Source organism: Hymenobacter jeongseonensis (genome assembly GCF_015694725.1).
Taxonomy (GTDB): Bacteria; Bacteroidota; Bacteroidia; order Cytophagales; family Hymenobacteraceae; genus Hymenobacter; species Hymenobacter jeongseonensis.
Genome location: NZ_JADQDQ010000001.1, coordinates 47023 through 62948 on the forward strand (window position 1 = coordinate 47023; position 15926 = coordinate 62948).

Annotated in this window: 13 protein-coding genes; 6 read left to right on the forward strand and 7 right to left on the reverse strand. The window is 59.8% G+C overall.

Annotation, left to right across the window (positions count from 1 at the left end; all coding sequences use genetic code 11):
- Window positions 1-89: 89 nt before the first annotated feature.
- The 4 genes from I2I05_RS00215 to I2I05_RS00230 all read right to left on the reverse strand — a co-directional run bounded on the left by I2I05_RS00215 (window position 90) and on the right by I2I05_RS00230 (window position 4775).
- Window positions 90-2648 carry a hypothetical protein gene (locus I2I05_RS00215; RefSeq protein ID WP_196280210.1) on the reverse strand — a complete coding sequence of 853 codons (2559 nt, stop codon included), beginning with the start codon at window positions 2646-2648 and terminating at the stop codon, window positions 90-92.
- Between the two features lie 557 nt (window positions 2649-3205).
- The gene (locus tag I2I05_RS00220; protein ID WP_196280211.1) at window positions 3206-3904 is read right to left on the reverse strand and encodes a metallophosphoesterase; all 699 of its coding nucleotides are present in this window, start codon (window positions 3902-3904) and stop codon (window positions 3206-3208) included.
- Between the two features lie 81 nt (window positions 3905-3985).
- Window positions 3986-4210 carry a hypothetical protein gene (locus tag I2I05_RS00225; protein ID WP_196280212.1) on the reverse strand — a complete coding sequence of 75 codons (225 nt, stop codon included), beginning with the start codon at window positions 4208-4210 and terminating at the stop codon, window positions 3986-3988.
- Window positions 4211-4277: 67 nt separating this feature from the next.
- Complete coding sequence (locus I2I05_RS00230) at window positions 4278-4775, reverse strand: hypothetical protein (RefSeq protein ID WP_196280213.1); 498 nt, start codon at window positions 4773-4775, stop codon at window positions 4278-4280.
- 119 nt (window positions 4776-4894) lie between these two features.
- Between I2I05_RS00230 and I2I05_RS00235 the strand changes: the two genes are divergently transcribed.
- From I2I05_RS00235 to I2I05_RS00260, 6 genes are all read left to right on the forward strand, one after another.
- Window positions 4895-5146 carry a 4a-hydroxytetrahydrobiopterin dehydratase gene (locus I2I05_RS00235; protein ID WP_196280214.1) on the forward strand — a complete coding sequence of 84 codons (252 nt, stop codon included), beginning with the start codon at window positions 4895-4897 and terminating at the stop codon, window positions 5144-5146.
- A 150-nt stretch (window positions 5147-5296) separates the two neighbouring features.
- Entirely contained in the window at window positions 5297-6058 is a 762-nt protein-coding gene (rsmI, locus tag I2I05_RS00240; protein ID WP_196280215.1) for a 16S rRNA (cytidine(1402)-2'-O)-methyltransferase, read from the forward strand.
- Complete coding sequence (lnt, locus tag I2I05_RS00245) at window positions 6036-7694, forward strand: apolipoprotein N-acyltransferase (RefSeq protein WP_196280216.1); 1659 nt, start codon at window positions 6036-6038, stop codon at window positions 7692-7694. Before rsmI ends, lnt begins: the two co-directional genes overlap by 23 nt.
- 34 nt (window positions 7695-7728) lie before the next feature.
- Window positions 7729-8529, forward strand: coding sequence for an inositol monophosphatase family protein (locus I2I05_RS00250; protein ID WP_196280217.1), 801 nt, complete (start codon window positions 7729-7731; stop codon window positions 8527-8529).
- A gap of 39 nt (window positions 8530-8568) precedes the next feature.
- On the forward strand, window positions 8569-8790 hold the full coding sequence (locus I2I05_RS00255) for a hypothetical protein (protein WP_196280218.1): 222 nt from the start codon (window positions 8569-8571) through the stop codon (window positions 8788-8790).
- Window positions 8791-8870: 80 nt separating this feature from the next.
- Entirely contained in the window at window positions 8871-9257 is a 387-nt protein-coding gene (locus I2I05_RS00260) for a hypothetical protein (RefSeq protein ID WP_230688053.1), read from the forward strand.
- 117 nt (window positions 9258-9374) lie between these two features.
- On the opposite strand, the gene I2I05_RS00265 is transcribed toward I2I05_RS00260, so the two are convergent.
- The 3 genes from I2I05_RS00265 to I2I05_RS00275 form a co-directional block, all read right to left on the reverse strand.
- Window positions 9375-12764 (reverse strand): DEAD/DEAH box helicase, encoded by a 3390-nt coding sequence (locus I2I05_RS00265; RefSeq protein WP_230688054.1) that lies wholly within the window; start codon window positions 12762-12764, stop codon window positions 9375-9377.
- A 47-nt stretch (window positions 12765-12811) separates the two neighbouring features.
- Entirely contained in the window at window positions 12812-13834 is a 1023-nt protein-coding gene (locus I2I05_RS00270; RefSeq protein WP_196280219.1) for an SPASM domain-containing protein, read from the reverse strand.
- A gap of 161 nt (window positions 13835-13995) precedes the next feature.
- Complete coding sequence (locus tag I2I05_RS00275) at window positions 13996-15858, reverse strand: TlpA family protein disulfide reductase (RefSeq protein ID WP_196280220.1); 1863 nt, start codon at window positions 15856-15858, stop codon at window positions 13996-13998.
- Between the last annotated feature and the right edge of the window lie 68 nt (window positions 15859-15926).

Genomic DNA, 15926 nt, shown 5'->3' on the forward strand with positions numbered 1-15926 from the left:
ACCCACAGCACCTAATTGACGAAAAAAGCCCCTGCCAGTCAAAGGCAGGGGCTTTTTTTAGGAGGGCTAAAAGCTGCTCGTGTGCCGGGCTATTCTTTTACTACGCGCTGGCGCAACACCTGACCATTGACCGTAGCGGTAAGGATGTAGCTGCCGGCAGCGCAGGCAGGCCGCACCTGCAGCGGGGCCGAGCCGGAGGGTACTTCCTGGTGCCATACTTCGCGGCCCATCCCATCGAGCAGCCGCAGGGTGGCGGTGTCGGTGATGGGGCTGGTGAGTAGCACGGTCAACTCGGCACCAAACTGGGTCGGGTACGCGGCGAAGGAAGCGGGGGTAGCGTCGAAGCTCAGCTGCTGCGGGCCGTAGTAAGCTGTTTTCCCGTCGAGGTCAGTTTGGCGGAGGCGGTAGTAGCGGGTGCCGGTTTTGCCGGCGGCCGCGTCCACGAAACGGTAGTTGCGGACGGCGCTGCTGGTGCCATTGCCCGCGGCAACGACGAAGCCGATTTCGCGGAAGGCTTTGCCATCTGCTGATACTTCTACGCCGAAGCCGCGGTTATCCTGTTCGCTGGCCGTGGCCCAGGTGAGCACGGCATTGCGGCTCTGGCGCTCGGCCCGGAAGGCGGTGAGGCCCACGGGCAGCGGGTTGATAATCTCGGCCAACGCCCAACGAGCCACGGAATTCTCTTGAGCCCGGTTCGAGAGGTCGGTCACGGCATTCAACACCGCGTAGCCGGGGCCAGCGCCGCTTACGCCCTGGCTCTGCCACACGGTGCCGCCGTCGATTGATTTGAAGAAGCGCAGGTTATTCACTTCCAAGCCTCGCAGCTCGTGGTTAAAATACTTAAACGTGAGGTCGACATTCAACAGCGCGGTGCTGCCCGCTTCGATGTCGAAGTAGCGCAAAATGCCTTGACGGCCGGCCACGATGGTGGGGGCAATGCCTGTGAAACGCGTTACGAAGGTCTCGCCGGGCGAAGAGGAGTTTGCAGCCGGGTGCATCAGCAGGCCCACGCCTCCAAAATCCTCGGTAGCACCAGCTACGGGCGTGCGCACCACGTCTACTTGCCCCAGCACGTACGACGTTTCGGTTTCGTTGAGGTTGGCCAGCGGGGCTAGCGTGAGGGCGTAGCGGCCAGTGGCCAGAATCCCGTTCAGCATCTGCACCCCGTTGTAGACCTCGGCATCGCGGTTGAAAGTCTTGGTGCCGGCCCCGTTCACTTCCAAGTTGAAATAGTTGCCGCCACTCACTTTTTGCGGTCCGTTGCCGGTCAGCTTCACCTTGCCGGTAGAGCAGGTAAAGAGGCCACCGTTCAGCATATCGCCTTTGATTTCGGTATCCCCGCTCGTTTGTACGAAAGAGCCCGAATTCAACAGGTGGCGCGTGATGAGAATGTCGCCGCCGGTGTGGTTGAGAATACCCGCATTGGTCAGGTCTCCTTGCACTTCGGTCAGTCCACCGGCTACTTCCATTACCTGCCCGTTGCTGGTTGCGAAAGAACTCAGTATGGTGGTTGCCCGGCTCACCAAGTTATAAACGCCGCCCGTACCCAAGTTAGCGAGGCTCGTTATCACGTTGTTATTGACCAGGATACGACCCGCCACGATTTCCAAGGCGATGATGGAGGCGGCGCCGGCGCCGGTCATGCTCACGCTGGTCACAGTATTCCCGTTTACCTCGTTAGTGAATTCCGTGCTGCTGCCGCAGTTTATGCGGATGCCGCGAAACGTCTCGGGGCTGGCATTGGTCCAGATGGTGCCCGAGGGCTCGCCGGGCCGGCCACCAATAAAGTTATTGGCCACGGTCACGTCGTTGGCGGCGGCGCCGGGGCGGAAATCGATGCCGGCTTGGGCCGTGGTGGGCACACTGGCTAGGTTGTAGTAGAAGCTGTTGCCGCTGATGTTCCACGCGTTGCCATTGCCGGCCGTCACCAATACACCGGTGCCCGTGAAATTGAACAACTGGTTTTGGGTGAACGTGAACGCATCGTTGAGGCCGCCGCCCGCATTGGCCGCGTACACCATGTTGGTGGGTACGGCATCCGCGCTGGCATTGGCCACATAGCTCTGGGTGACGGTGTTGTGGTCGTTGCCGGTGCTTGTGCCGTTTCCGATTACTATCACGCCGCTGGTGGGCAAGGCGTTGGCGCCAAACACCGCGACGTTGGTGACGGTATTGTGGGCCGCATCGCCGCTGAACACCATGGTTGGCTCGGAAGCCGACACCTCGCGCAGCGTGAGGGCCCGAACCGCCGCCACCCCGTTGTCGCCGCTCAGCGTGGCGTAAGCACTGCCGGCACCGAACGTGAACGTACCAAGAATAACGACGTTTTTGCCTGCGCTGGGCCGAATGGTGAGGGTGTTCAGCGCCGAACCGGTTTTGTTCAGCACCACGTCTTCCGCATACGTTTCGTCCTGAAGGTAGAGCTCGTAGGGTTGGTCGAGAACAGCCGGAATCTGGGCGAGCGCACTCTCAATGGTCGGATGGCTCGTGCCAACGCCGACGTTGATGATGACGCCGGCCTCGGCGCTGTTGCCACTGAGGGCCAGCAAGGCGACCAACGCGCCCGTAAACAGCCCGCGCTGCCCGCCCCAACACGAGGCCGCAGTGTGATGAACTAATTGATTCCAAGAAGGTAGAGTGTTTTTCATACAAGCGTAAATAGGGGCGAAATGAGTTTTTTGCTTACTAGCCAGCCACTTTGCAGTGTAACCGCTACTTATTCTAAGTTTATTCTCTGTCAACAGGCGATACAAACCAATCAACCAAGAATAATTATATTATAAAGAAATTTTATGATTTCAATTTGGCTTTTTTTTATCTATTTCCAAATCAATATCAATAGCACTTATCAAACTTATTACCACTTACATCTATTGTCAATAGAGCAATCAATTGCCAAACAAGAAAATACAATTCATCAGCACTATTATTTGCACCATCCAACGCCAAACGAATAATATTGCTATTATTTTTTTAACAGGACAATTCACGAGCAAAGCCTCGTCCAATCTTTCCAAGGGTTTATACCCAAGATTTCAGCCAACTCGCGGCTCTGCCATTTTTATAACTATTCTACCTCACTCCACTTGAGCGCCCAGCGATTTCAAACCCAGAACCAGATAAAATTATTATCCCATAATGCAAAAACCCTTTGACTGCATAACAGCCAAAGGGTTTGTCCGGTGAGTTGGTGTGCTGCCAGCGCCTAGCGCTTGCCGATGGCGTAAGCCGGCTCCCGATTGGCCACCATGGTCAGTTCCCAGGTGTCCAGGTTGAGCGCCGTGAGGTGGGCGAGTTCAGGGTTGTGGCGGTACACGCAGCCCGTGTCGAGGCCTAGGGCGCCGGGGTGAGCGGCGGCCTTGGTGCGGACCTGCGCTGTGGGCGTGGGCACGTGGCCGTGCAGCAGGCGCCGGCCTTCGAGCCGCGACGCGTCGTAGACGAACTTCTTGATGTTGAGCATGGCGTTGTGGTCGCGCCGCATTTCGGGGGCGGGTAGCGCGAAGTTGTAGCCCGCGTGCACCAACAGAAAATCAGGCAGCTCGATTTCGTAGGGCAGCGCGCCCAGCCATTCCAGGTAGCGCGGCGGGATGTCGGCCATGCGCCGCACGCCAAAACTGCGCAGCGTGGGCAGCCGGCCTCGAGGCCCCAGCCAGTCCCAGCGCCAGCGGTGGCGGGCGGCATCGAGCAAAGATTGGTCATGGTTGCCGCGCAGGCAGTGCACCTGGTAGCCAGTGGCTTGCAAGTGCATGAGGTAGTCGAGCACGCCGCGGCTATCGGGGCCTTTGTTCACGTAGTCGCCCAGCAGGTACAGCGCGTCGGCGGTGGTCAGGCGCAGTTCCTCTTCTACGAGGTAGCGGAAGGTCTGCAGGCAGCCGTGCAGGTCGGTGGTGGCGAAGCGGCGCACGGGGAGAAGGCCAGTGGGTTAGAAACAAAGAAAGTCACGCGGGGCGTGACCTTCTTTTCAAATCTAAGCGCGAATTAGGAATTAATGCCCGCCGCCGTAAGCCGGCTTGTCAAGTTCCGGCTTGTCGAGGTTACGGTTGGGGTTGCGCGTGCCCGCATCCAGGGCTTCTTGTTCAAGACGCGCCTGGGTTTCGGCGTCCTGCTCGTTCACGGGCAAGTCGCCGGTGCCTTTGGGCTGGCCGTCGCCGGTGGGCGCCCCTTTGTTTTCGCTGGACTGCTGGTTGGTGCTATTGCTTTTGTACGGCATGATAAAAGAAGTTGAAATGTGGAAAAAGGACTAATTCTTTTGTCTTAACTCCGTGCAGCCCGGCTTGCTATTGGTCGATGGCCGTATCGGCCGCGTTGGGGTCGTTTAGCTCAGCGTTGGTATCGGTGCCGGTGATGGGCTGAATGGGGCGGGGCTCCATCTGGCCCATGCCCACGTGCGAGTTGGGGTTGCGCATTTCGTCGAGGCCGGGGCGGCGGTCGTGCGCATCAATTTCATCGACCGGGCCGACGGGGCGCATGGTAGCGTCGTAGTCGTCTTCGGGCAGGTCTTGGTTGGGGCGGTCGGGGCGGCCTTCGTCCGAAGTGCGCATGTTGTCTTTGGGGTGGCCCACTTGGTCGGCGTCGGCGTTCACGCTCACGGCCGTAATGCCATCCTCGCTGTCGGTACCGAAGCCTTCCTTGCCGTCGCGGTTGCCAAAGCCACCGCGGGCGGCGTCGTTCTTGGGCGGGTCGGCGTTGGGGATGTGGTGGCCGGCCTCCATTTCCTCATGGGTGGTGTCGTCGTTGATGACGCGAACGGGGCGATTATTAGGGTCGATGGCCATTGGTTTGGGAGGAGAGTTAGTGATGCAACTAGGAGTAAGGTGTACTTTAGTTTAGCCGTTTAGGTTGTGCTCCAAACCCTTCTTGCGGCGTACCTAATTATACTAATGCCTTGATACCCATGTGGACTGAAACCGACCAGAGCCTCCGCCGCCGCTTGAAATTTGCTAATTTCAAAACGGCCTTCGCCTTCCTCACCGAAGTAGCCGCTGAAGCCGAGCGGCTCGACCACCATCCCTGGTTCAGCAACGAGTACAACGTGGTTGAATTCCGCCTCCGCACCCACGATGCCGGCAACACCGTGACCAAGCGCGACCACCAACTGGCGGATGCTATTGACGCTGTAGCGACGCGCTATGAGACAGTGGAATGAGGAGAAAAGGATGTCATGCGGAGCTGGCCGAAGCACCAATACCGCGCAATCAATCCATTTTAGTACTGCAGTAGCGGTGCTTCGGCCAGCTCCGCATGACGTTCTCATTGCGTCTTCGCCTTCAACAAGCTCAGCGGCTACCTTTGCCCCATGCCCAACACGGTCCTTTACCTCGTGCCCACGCCCATTGGCAATCTGGAAGACATTACCCTGCGGGCCATCCGCATTCTGGGCGAAGTGGGCACGGTGCTATGCGAAGACACCCGCACCAGCGGCCGCCTCATGCAGCACCTGGGCCTGAAAAAGCCGCTCCTCTCCTACCACCTGCACAACGAGCACCAGCAAGTACCCCGCCTGCTGGAGCGGCTGGCCAAGGGCGAAACCATGGCCCTGATTTCGGATGCCGGCACGCCCGGAATTTCAGACCCCGGGTTTCTGTTGGTACGCGAGTGCCTGGCGCAGGGCCTGGGCGTGGAGTGCCTGCCGGGGCCCACGGCGTTTGTGCCGGCGCTGCTCAAGTCCGGTTTTGGGGCCGAGCGGTTCACGTTTGAAGGGTTTTTACCGGTGAAAAAAGGCCGGCAAACGCGGTTGAAAGAACTGGCCTCGGAAACCCGGACCATGATTTTCTACGAGTCGCCGCACCGCATTGTGAAGACGCTGGGCCAGTTGGCCGAGGTGCTGGGCCCCGAACGGCCGGCGTCGGTCAGCCGCGAATTGACCAAATTGTTTGAAGAAACCGTAACCGGGACGCTGGCCAGCCTGGAGGCTGATTTCGCCGCCCGTCCCACTATCAAAGGAGAAATTGTCGTTGTCGTCGAAGGAAACCTTACCCCGCCCCCTCGCGAGCCCCGCCCCGGCCGCGAAGACCGATACCGCCGCGCCGACGACGATGACGTCGACGCCGAAGACTAGCCTGCCACGGCCTGCGGTGCTGGCGGTACTGGGCGCCCTGCTGCTGTGGGGCGGCTGGGCCCCCTACCCGTCGGCGCCGCTGTCGCTGCTGCTGTTCATCGGCTGGGTGCCCTACTTGCTGCTCGAGCGCAAGCTCACGCGGCAGGGCGCCCGCAAGCGGCGGGTATTTGCGCATACCTACCTGTTTCTGGTGCTCTGGAACGCCCTCACCACGTGGTGGGTAAGCTACGCCGAGCTCACGGCCGGCATTGCCGCCGTGGTGCTCAATGCTTTGCTCATGTGCCTGCCGCTCATGGCATTCCGCCAAACCAAGAAGCGGCTGGGCAACCGCATCGGCTACCTCTCGCTGCCGGTGTTCTGGATTGCCTTCGAGCAGTTGCACCTCACCTGGGACCTCACCTGGCCCTGGCTCACGCTGGGCAATGGCTTTGCCGCCGCGCCGCAGTGGGTGCAGTGGTACGAGTACACTGGTTTTCTGGGGGGCTCGGTGTGGGTGTGGGCAGTGAATTTGTTGATATTCTGGGCGTGGTGGGGCCGCGGGGGCGTTGCTCCCTGGGCCATATCGGGCCCTCGGCGGTGGCGCTGGGCATTGCCTGTGCTAGCATTGTGGGTGCCCATCGTTGCCTCCACAGTCATTGGCCGCAATTACCAGGAGAAAGGGCCCACGGCCGAAGTCGTGGTGGTGCAGCCCAATCTCGACCCTTACGTAGAGAAGTTTGAAGGCGGGGCCAAATTTGTGCCCTACGACGAGCAGATAACCCGCCTTTTGGCGCTATCTGAGCAACAACTCACGCCCCAAACCCGCCTCGTGCTCTGGCCCGAAACTGCCCTGGAAGAGGCGTACTGGCAGAATACCATCGAGAGCAACCCCAAAATTCAGCGCATCCGGGCGTGGCTGGCGCAGCACCCCGGCGTGGCCCTGCTCACTGGCATCACTACCATCGATTCGTACCCCAACAAAGAAGCAGCCAGCGAAACCGCACGCTTCCGCGACGACCTGGGCTACTACGACATCTTCAACACCGGCGCTTATTTCGCCAACGCCACGGCGCCCATTTCCTTTTACCACAAGTCGCGCCTTGTGCCCGGAGTGGAAAAGATTCCGCCGGCCCTGGCTTCGATTATTTCGCACATCGACTTGGGCGGCACCGTGGGCAGCGTGGGCAGCCAGCCCGACCGCACCGTATACCCGGCCCACCCCGCGGCGCCGGCCTTGCGCGTGGCGCCCATTATCTGCTACGAATCCATTTACGGTGACTTTGTAAGCGAATACGCCAAAAACGGCGCCACGCTGCTCAGCGTCATCACCAACGATGCGTGGTGGCACGACTCCCCCGGCTACCGCCAGCTGTTCAGCTACGGCGCGCTGCGCTGCATCGAAACCCGCCGCGACCTGGCCCGCTCGGCCAACACGGGCTTTACCGGTTTCATTAACCAAAAGGGCGAAGTCATTCAACGCGAACAGGCCTGGATTCCGACGGCCAGCCGCGGCACCGTGCACCTGAACGATGAAGTGACATTCTATGTGCGCTACGGCGAGTTGATTGGCCGCGGCACGCAGGTGCTGGCGGTGCTGCTGTTGCTGGTGGCCATTATGCAAGGCTGGCGCAAAAAGCCAACTCCCCTCCTTGGCTAAGGAGCGGAGTTGGCGTTCTTCTTAACAATCTCTGATGACCGACTTCACCCAACTCTCCCTCGACCTAGCGACGCTGTGCCGCACCACAGCCGAGTTTATCCATCAGGAAGCAGCCATTTTTGACCGGGCCAAAATTGAGCATAAAGGCTTGCACGACTTAGTGAGCTACGTAGACCAGGAAACCGAGCGCCGCCTGGTGGCCGGCCTGCGGGCGCTGCTGCCCGAAGCGGGCTTCATCACCGAAGAAGGCACCGCCGGCCCCGACACCCACACTGAGGAATTTACCTGGATAATTGACCCGCTCGACGGCACCACCAACTTTGTGCACAGCCTGCCGGTGTACTCCATCAGTGTGGCGCTGCTGCACCACAAGGAGCTGGTGGTGGGCGTGGTGCACGAAGTAAACCGCAACGAGAGCTTCCGGGCCGTGCGCGGCGGGGGCGCGTTTTGCAACGACCTGCCCATCCGCGTCACCGACATTTCGGCCCTCAACAACAGTCTCATTGCCACCGGGTTCCCCTATAAGGATTTCGACAAAATGAGCAACTATCTGCACGTATTGGGTGCCTTCATGACCCGCACCCACGGCTTGCGTCGCCTGGGTTCAGCGGCCGTGGACTTGGCCTACGTGGCCGCCGGGCGCTTCGAAGCTTTTTTTGAGTTTAATCTCAACGCCTACGATGTGGCCGCCGGAATTTTGCTGGTGCGCGAGGCCGGCGGGCACGTGTCGCAATTTTTAGAAGCCGGCGACCCGCTTTTTGGGCGCGAAGTGGTGGCCAGCAACGGCCACATCCACGCCGAGATGCAGCAGACCATCGGCGAGTTCTGGTCGTAACTTCGCAAACTATTCTTTTCGCATCGCAGTTTACCCAGCATGCTCCTGCTCGCCCTCACCTCCGTCGAAATTCAGTATTTTCTGATTGGCGCCCTGTTTGTGGCGGCAGCCTTTTACGTGGGCCGGATTTTCTGGCGGGTTTTCTTCAGCAAAACCGCCGCCGGCTGTGCCAAAGGCTGCGGCGGTGCCTGCGGCAGCCTCGACGTAGACCAACTCCAGCGCACCATAGAAGCCCGCGCCGCGGCCCACACCGGCCGCTGATACGGCGTGCATTTTTCTAGCCGTTTAGATAACCCGCCCCCGCCTTGGCTGCGTATAGCCGAAGCGGGGGCGGGCTGCGTTTGCCCACTTCCGCTTTGCTTTACTACTCCAAAACACCCACCGCCATGCAGGACAAAGAAGAAGAACGCTCCCTTGTGAACGTCGAAAAGCAACTGAAAAAGGACGGTTTCACCCAGGATTTCAACGTCGTGGACGGCCGCCTGCAGACCATTGGCCACGACTCCGAAAAGAGCTACGCGCCCAGTGAGGTCACCATCGTCGATTTCTACCGGTTCGAAGGCGAAAGCGACCCCGATGACATGTCCATCCTCTACGCCTTGGAGGCCAACGACGGTGTGCGCGGCACCATATCTTCCGCCTACGGCACCTACGGCGATACCGACGCACTGGAATTCCTCAAGGAAGTAGAAACCCTCGGCAAGAATCTGGATAAGAAGCACAAGTAACCGCTTTCCACCATTCTGCAGCCGCAGCGGTAAATGCCTGAACAAAACCCTGTTCGAGCGTTTGCCGTTGCGGCTGCTTTTTTTAGGCGCTAGCCTGTCGAGGCATTAGTCCCCGGCTTAGCTCACCAATGCCAGCAACTCTTGCCGGGTGAGTTCCTTGAAGAAGGCCGCGTCGGTTTTCACCAAGTCGTGCGCCAGGGTGCGCTTGGCTTCCTGCAGCTTCATAATTTTCTCCTCAATCGTATCGGGGCAAATGAGGCGCACGGCCACCACTTTCTTGGTTTGGCCGATGCGGTGGCTGCGGTCGATGGCCTGGTTTTCCACGGCAGGGTTCCACCACGGGTCCACGAGGTACACGTAGTCGGCAGCGGGCAGGTTGAGGCCGGTGCCGCCGGCTTTGAGGCTGATGAGAAACACCCGCACACCGGCATCTTCCTGAAAAGCGGCGACGGCAGCGGCCCGGTTCCGGGTCTGGCCCGTCAGGTACTCGTAGGCGATGCCGCGCTGGTCCAACTCCGTGCGAATGAGGTTGAGCATGGCCACGAACTGCGAGAATATCAGGATTTTGTGCTGCGGCGCTTTACCGCTTATTTCCTCCAGCAGCACCTCCAGCTTGGCCGAGGCCGGGCCGTAGTATTCCTCCTCGGGCAGCAAGGCCGGCGAGTTGCAAATCTGGCGCAGCCGAGTGAGGCCCTGCAGGATGTGCACGCTGTTTTTGCCGGCTGTTTCCTCGTGCAGGCCCATCAGTTTGGCCCGAAATTCTTGCCGGCAGGCTTCGTACACCCGGCGTTGCTCGGCGCCCATTTCGCAGTAAAGCACCATCTCGGTTTTATCGGGCAGCTCGGTGGCTACCTGGGCCTTGGTGCGGCGCAGCACAAAGGGACTGATTTTGCGCTGCAGCGCCTGCGCCACCCGCACATCCTTAAACTTGTCGATGCGCGTAGCGTACTGGTCCTGGAAATGCTGCCGACTGCCCAGCAGGCCGGGGCAAGCAAACGAAAGCTGCCCGTAGAGGTCGTAGGTGTTGTTTTCTACCGGTGTGCCCGTCAGCACCACGCGGTTGCGGGCTTGCAGCAGGCATGCCGCCTGGTATCGCAGCGAATCGGGGTTTTTGATGGCCTGCGATTCGTCGAGAAAGACGTAGTTAAAGCAATATTCCTTTAGCCAGCGGATGTCCGACACCACGGTGTTGTAGGTCGTCAGCACGATGTCGTAGGCGTAGAAATCCTGCGGTTTGGGGCGGCGGTTGGCGCCGTGCAGCACATGTACCCGCAGCGAAGGCGCAAACTTGGCCACTTCGGCCTGCCAGTTGAACACCAGTGAAGTGGGTACAACCACCAAGTTGGCCACGGCCAGGCCTTTTTCGCGCTGGAGCAGAATAAACGCCAGCACTTGTAGGGTTTTGCCCAGGCCCATGTCGTCGGCCAGGCAGCCCCCAAAGTGGAAGGTGTCGAGGAAATTTAGCCAATTGAGTCCCTGCTGCTGGTAGTCGCGCAGCGTGGCGCGCAGGGCCACGGGCACCGCCACCGGGGCAATGCCCGTAAAATCGGCGGCGGCGGCCTGGTAGCGGGCCAGCTCGGCTTGGGTGGCGGGCGTCAGGTCCTGCGGCTCGTAGAGCTCGGACAAGGTTACAAAGCTGATTTTAGGCGTGCGAATGTGCTCTGCCACCACGGTACCGGCTTCGAAGTAGGCCGCAAATTTTTCCAGCCATGCCTGGGGCAAAATCCCGCGGGTGCCGTCGTCGAGTTGCACGTAGCGGCTTTTGTTGCGCACGGCTTTGTGCAAGTTTTGCATGCTGGCCTGTTGCTTGCCGAACTTCACCCGCAGCACCGTGTCGAACCAGTTGGTTTCGCCCGTCACCCAGATTTTCACCCGGGCTTTGTGGGCGTTTAGCGTGTTGTTTTTAAGCTGGTTGAATCCCAGAATGGCGATGTCGTGGCTGCGCCAGTCGTCGAAGGCTTCCAGAAACCATTCTTCGCTCAAAAACAACGTTTTGGGCACATACAGCGCGTCTTGGTTGAGCTGGTCCTGGAAGTCGGGGTAGTGCCGGAGCAGCGCCGCCAGCAACCGGGCCTCGGCGGCCGCGTCGCGGGCCAGCAGGAAGGGCCGGCCCAGCTCATCGGTGGCGTAGAGCTGGCGGCGCGAGAGAATGGGCACTTCCTTGGGGCCGTAGCGGAGCACGGGCAGCACCTCCACGTGCGCGCCGGCATCGGTGAGGTACAGCAGCGGCTCAGGTGGCTGGTCGAAGCCGCTCTCCACCCGTTGTGCGGGCGTGGCCGGCCGCACGTAGCCGTAGTTGATGTGCAGCTTGTCTTCCAGATTCGCCAGTACACCACGCTGAAATTCAGCAAACTTAGTTTGGTGAATCAACAGGGTATTGTTGCGCTTCTGGAAAAACTCAATTACCCGCCACACCTCCAAGTCGTCAATTAAATACAACGCCTCGCGGGCCGCCAGGAAATATTCGAAGCGCACGGCCAAGGTTTTCAAGTCGAATGGCTCGTCGTGCAGCAGCAGTTCGCCGCGCACTTCGTAGTAGTCCCCCTGCTGCGTGACGCGCAGCCGCAGGTCGGTTTTGGCGCTGCGCAGCTGCACCGGAACCAACGATTTTGCCGCTGGCTTGTCCGACACGGCCGGCTTGTGCGCATACACCGGCAGCGCGTGCGGATTGCGCACAATGGCCCGGAGCGCCTCGATGCCCGCTACGGAACGAACCTCGTCGTAATTGTGCTGAAAGCGGCCCAGGGCGGTGTAAAACTTCACCTCATCCGGGTTTTGCAGCTGCCAGATGCCATCCAGCGGGTTGAGCAGGTTCACGGGGCTTTTGAGCTTCCCCATGGCTGTGGTAGCCGCTTCGGCCAAATGAATGGTCAGGTGCCCATAGTACCGGTGGCGGTCCAGGATAAGCAGGCGGCTGCCAACGGGCGATGGAAGCACGGGAAGACGCGTCACAGGCAGCAAATGCCCCATCAGCTCTTGTTTGGCGGCGGCGGTTACGGGGTAGAGGTTGGGGCGCTTGGGCTGCACCGCCACGGCCGATGAACGGCTGTAGACGAGGTCGAAATGCGCGTCCAAATCTTCGTCCTCCTCCAGCCCGTAGTCGCGGGCCGAGGCCAGCAAATACTGCTGCCGGGCGGCTTTATCGAAAAACAAACGCAATTCCTTCCGCTGCAAAATGCTCAGCAGCACCAGCGCCTGGTGCTCGCACAGCGCACTTTTCGGCGCCTCGCAAGCACAGGAAACCACTACGCCCGTGTCTTCCTGCTGCACCACCACCGTTGGAAACCGCAGCTGGCCCGAGCCCACCGTGCTGGTAAAAACCCCGTGGTTCAGCGCCAGTGTTTCGGGCTGGATGGCCGCCAGTGTGCGGGCATCGGCCGTGGGCCACACGCTGCAGTGCTTGCCGATAATGGCGCTGCTCAACTCCACCACGGCGCGCCCCGGAAACTCGTACTTGTGCGGATGGGCGCCGACGGGCTGGTGCGGGGCTGGTTCCGGAGCAGGCATATCGTGAGCTTTTATTTTCTAGCGCCTTAGCCGGCACGCATCGCCGCTTAACCCCACACTTTGGTACCTTCGGAGCAGTTGCGGCACATCTCAATCTGGTCGCGCCCCTTCAGCAGGCTGCCGCGGAACTGCTGGTACTTGGGCCCACGCCAGAGCTGGCGGAAGGTTTCGGTTTTGAGGTCGCCCTGGCGGTACTCGGCGTCTTTGTCGAAGCAGCACGGCACCACGAGGCCGTCCCAGGTGATGACGCAGGAGTGCCACATTTTCCAGCAGTGGTCCACGAGCTTATTTTTCAAGCTCCAAGTGCCGTTTTGGTTGTTCTGGTAGCGCGAGTAGTAATCGATGGTGGGAATGAGCGGGGAGCCGTGCTCGTGGTCATAAATCTGCGCGGTTTTAAACCACACGTCGTCCACGCCCATGGCTTCGGCCAGCTGTTTGGCGTCGTCAATCTGGTGCTCGTTGGGCCGCACCACCAGAAATTGGAAGATAATACGCGGCGTACTTGATTTCAACTCCTTACGCCACTTTACGATGTTGCGAGTGCCTTCCAGCACCTTTTCCAGCTTGCCACCCACGCGGTACTGCTGGTACACTTCCTGAGTGGTGCCGTCTAGGGAGATAATAAGTCGGTCCAGGCCGCTTTCCACGGTGCGCCGGGCGTTCTGGTCGTTGAGGTAGTGGGCGTTGGTGCTGGTAGCCGTGTAAATGCCTTTGTCAGCCGCGTACTTCACCAAGTCCAGAAACTGCGGGTGCAAATACGGCTCGCCCTGGAAGTAGAAAATCAGGTACCAGAGCCGGCTGGCCACTTCGTCAATCGTTCGTTTAAATAAATCGGCCGGCAGCATGCCGGTGGGCCGCGTGAACGAACGCAGCCCGCTGGGGCACTCCGGGCAGCGCAGGTTGCAGCTGGTGGTGGGCTCGAAGCTCAGGGCCATGGGCAGGCCCGCCAGCCGGGCCTTGCCCGTGAACTTGCTGAGGATATAAGAGCCCACAATTTGCACCGTATTCCAGACGCGCAACGGCGTGGCTTTCGATAAAACATTCAGGCTATCGGCAAACGGGAAGGACATAAGCAGCGCGGGCCTGGATAGAAGGGCCTAAAAATACGTCATCCCGAACGCAGCGAAGGACCTTATCGCCGGGACTGCGGAGGGGAAAAATCACCACCTCAACAATCCCAACGCGATAAGGTCCTTCGCGATGCTCGGGATAACCGATAATTTATTGCGGCCTACTTTTTAGTGGCCGGAAAATCAATGGCGCTGGTGTAGGTACTGGCCTTGCCAAACGACTGGTTGATTTCGTCGATGGCCGCGCGGCTGCTCAGGCGTTTGGGCTTGGTGTTGAGGAAGGTACCGTCTTCGCCCACCAGCATGTAGGTGGGCACTTCCTGCAACGCGTACGCACTGGCCAGCTCTGAGCGCAGGCCGCCGCCGGGCACGCGCACTTGCACGCCGGGTAGCTTTTTCACGGTCACAAGCTGGCGCCAAGCCTGCTCGTTCTCATCAAGGGCAATGTTGATGAAGGTGATGTTCTTGCCTTCAAACTTGCGAATCAATTCCTGCGCATAGGCCAAGTCGCGCAAGCACAGGCCGTTGGTGGTTTTCCAGAAGTTGAGGTACACCAGCTTGCCGACGAAGTCGTGCAGGTGCACGGTATCGCCAGTGGCAGTGGCCAGCTTGAAATCGGGCGCCGGCGCCCCAATAGCAAAATCTTTGTGGCGGTCAAAATCATTCTCCAGCGTGGAGTAGTACTGATTCTTGGGGTCGTAGTTGCGGAAATCAGCCAGCATCGCGGCCGACTGCTTCACGTGCCCAAACCGAAAGGATTCCTGCAGAATCCTGCCCAAAATAATGGCGCGCGTAGGGCCGGTGAGCTTCTTGCTGGCCAAAGCATAAGAGGCAGGATAGAAATCCGGGTCGGAGCGCTGGCGCTTGTCCTGCGCCACGGCAAAGTGCACGTAGTTCAGCAGAAATTCGTGGTATAACTCGCTTTGCGCGGCGTTGGGCTCATTAAGCAGGCCGGGCTCGCGCAGAAAGCTATAATAGGTGGGCTCCATTTTCAGGCGGCCCTCGGTGTTCACCACTTGCTCCCGCAGGTCCTGGAAAGTCAGCCGGTCGTTGGCGTAGGCGTACACCACTTCGGCGTGGGCATAGTTGTAAAAATCCTGCGTGAAGGACTGCTTGGCCGCGTGGTCCTCCAGAAACTCCAGCTGGTGCTTGCGGCGGTACTCCAGAAAGGACAGAAACGGCGCTTCGTAAAGCTGAATGTTGTCGGGCAGCACCTGAAAGCCGTCGTTTTCCACAAACTGGGCGTCGGCTTCCACCAAGTAGTTGTTGGCGTTGGCTGCTTGCTGGCGGTGCTTTTGCTCGTCGCTCAGATTCGTGCGGTTGCGAAGCTTCGTGGCCAGGCCCGTGGGCACATCGTTGGCCTTAAACCGCAAGGTGCCCGACATGTCATCACCTTTGAAGCGCACATCCATGTCCGTGCCAGCGTCGAGGTACAGGGGTGCCACGTCGTCGCCGTACACCAAATCAGCCTTGGTTGAGCCGTGCACGGGTATCACCAATTTAAAATCGCCTTTATCGCTCAGCGCAACCCGGATGAGTTTTTCTTTCGGGTCGAGCGGGTTTTCCCGCAACGTAACGCCTACCGAATCGGTGGTGCTGCCACTCACCCGGCCGGTAAGAATAGCCGTGCCCGTGGGCGGCGCCGCAAAAGCCTTGGCCGGCGCGGCCTTAACCGGGGCGGGCTTGGGGGCAGCAGCAGGTGCGGCCGGGGTAGCCACCGCGGCCGTTTCCTCGGCGGGAACGGGCACTGGCGTAGCAGCAGGGTCGGCTACTGCAGCGGGCGCTACCACCTTTTTGCGTTGCGCGGTGCTGGTGTTCGAAGCCGATTTGCTCAGGACCGATTTAGTTGCTGGTTTAACCGCTGAAGCCGCCTTGCGCGGCGCAGTAGTCGCGGCGGAAGCAGACTTACTTGGTGCAGTTGCGGCCGTAGGCGCGGGCTTGCTTTGGCCGTAGCTAAGCACCGGCACCAACAGCAGCGTCGTGCCCAGCAAGCCGCGTACAGAAGTGATGAAGGCAGATATCATATCACAAAAAATCTAGCAGAGGACTGATGGCATGGACCATCAATAACCGACGAAACTCGACATTACCG

Coding starts and splice junctions, on each gene's coding strand:
- I2I05_RS00215 (WP_196280210.1), bottom strand. CDS start 2,648: ATGAAAAACACTCTACCTTCTTGGAATCAATTAGTTCATCACACTGCG.
- I2I05_RS00225 (WP_196280212.1), bottom strand. CDS start 4,210: ATGCCGTACAAAAGCAATAGCACCAACCAGCAGTCCAGCGAAAACAAA.
- I2I05_RS00230 (WP_196280213.1), bottom strand. CDS start 4,775: ATGGCCATCGACCCTAATAATCGCCCCGTTCGCGTCATCAACGACGAC.
- I2I05_RS00235 (WP_196280214.1), top strand. CDS start 4,895: ATGTGGACTGAAACCGACCAGAGCCTCCGCCGCCGCTTGAAATTTGCT.
- rsmI (WP_196280215.1), top strand. CDS start 5,297: ATGCCCAACACGGTCCTTTACCTCGTGCCCACGCCCATTGGCAATCTG.
- lnt (WP_196280216.1), top strand. CDS start 6,036: ATGACGTCGACGCCGAAGACTAGCCTGCCACGGCCTGCGGTGCTGGCG.
- I2I05_RS00250 (WP_196280217.1), top strand. CDS start 7,729: ATGACCGACTTCACCCAACTCTCCCTCGACCTAGCGACGCTGTGCCGC.
- I2I05_RS00255 (WP_196280218.1), top strand. CDS start 8,569: ATGCTCCTGCTCGCCCTCACCTCCGTCGAAATTCAGTATTTTCTGATT.
- I2I05_RS00265 (WP_230688054.1), bottom strand. CDS start 12,764: ATGCCTGCTCCGGAACCAGCCCCGCACCAGCCCGTCGGCGCCCATCCG.
- I2I05_RS00270 (WP_196280219.1), bottom strand. CDS start 13,834: ATGTCCTTCCCGTTTGCCGATAGCCTGAATGTTTTATCGAAAGCCACG.
- I2I05_RS00275 (WP_196280220.1), bottom strand. CDS start 15,858: ATGATATCTGCCTTCATCACTTCTGTACGCGGCTTGCTGGGCACGACG.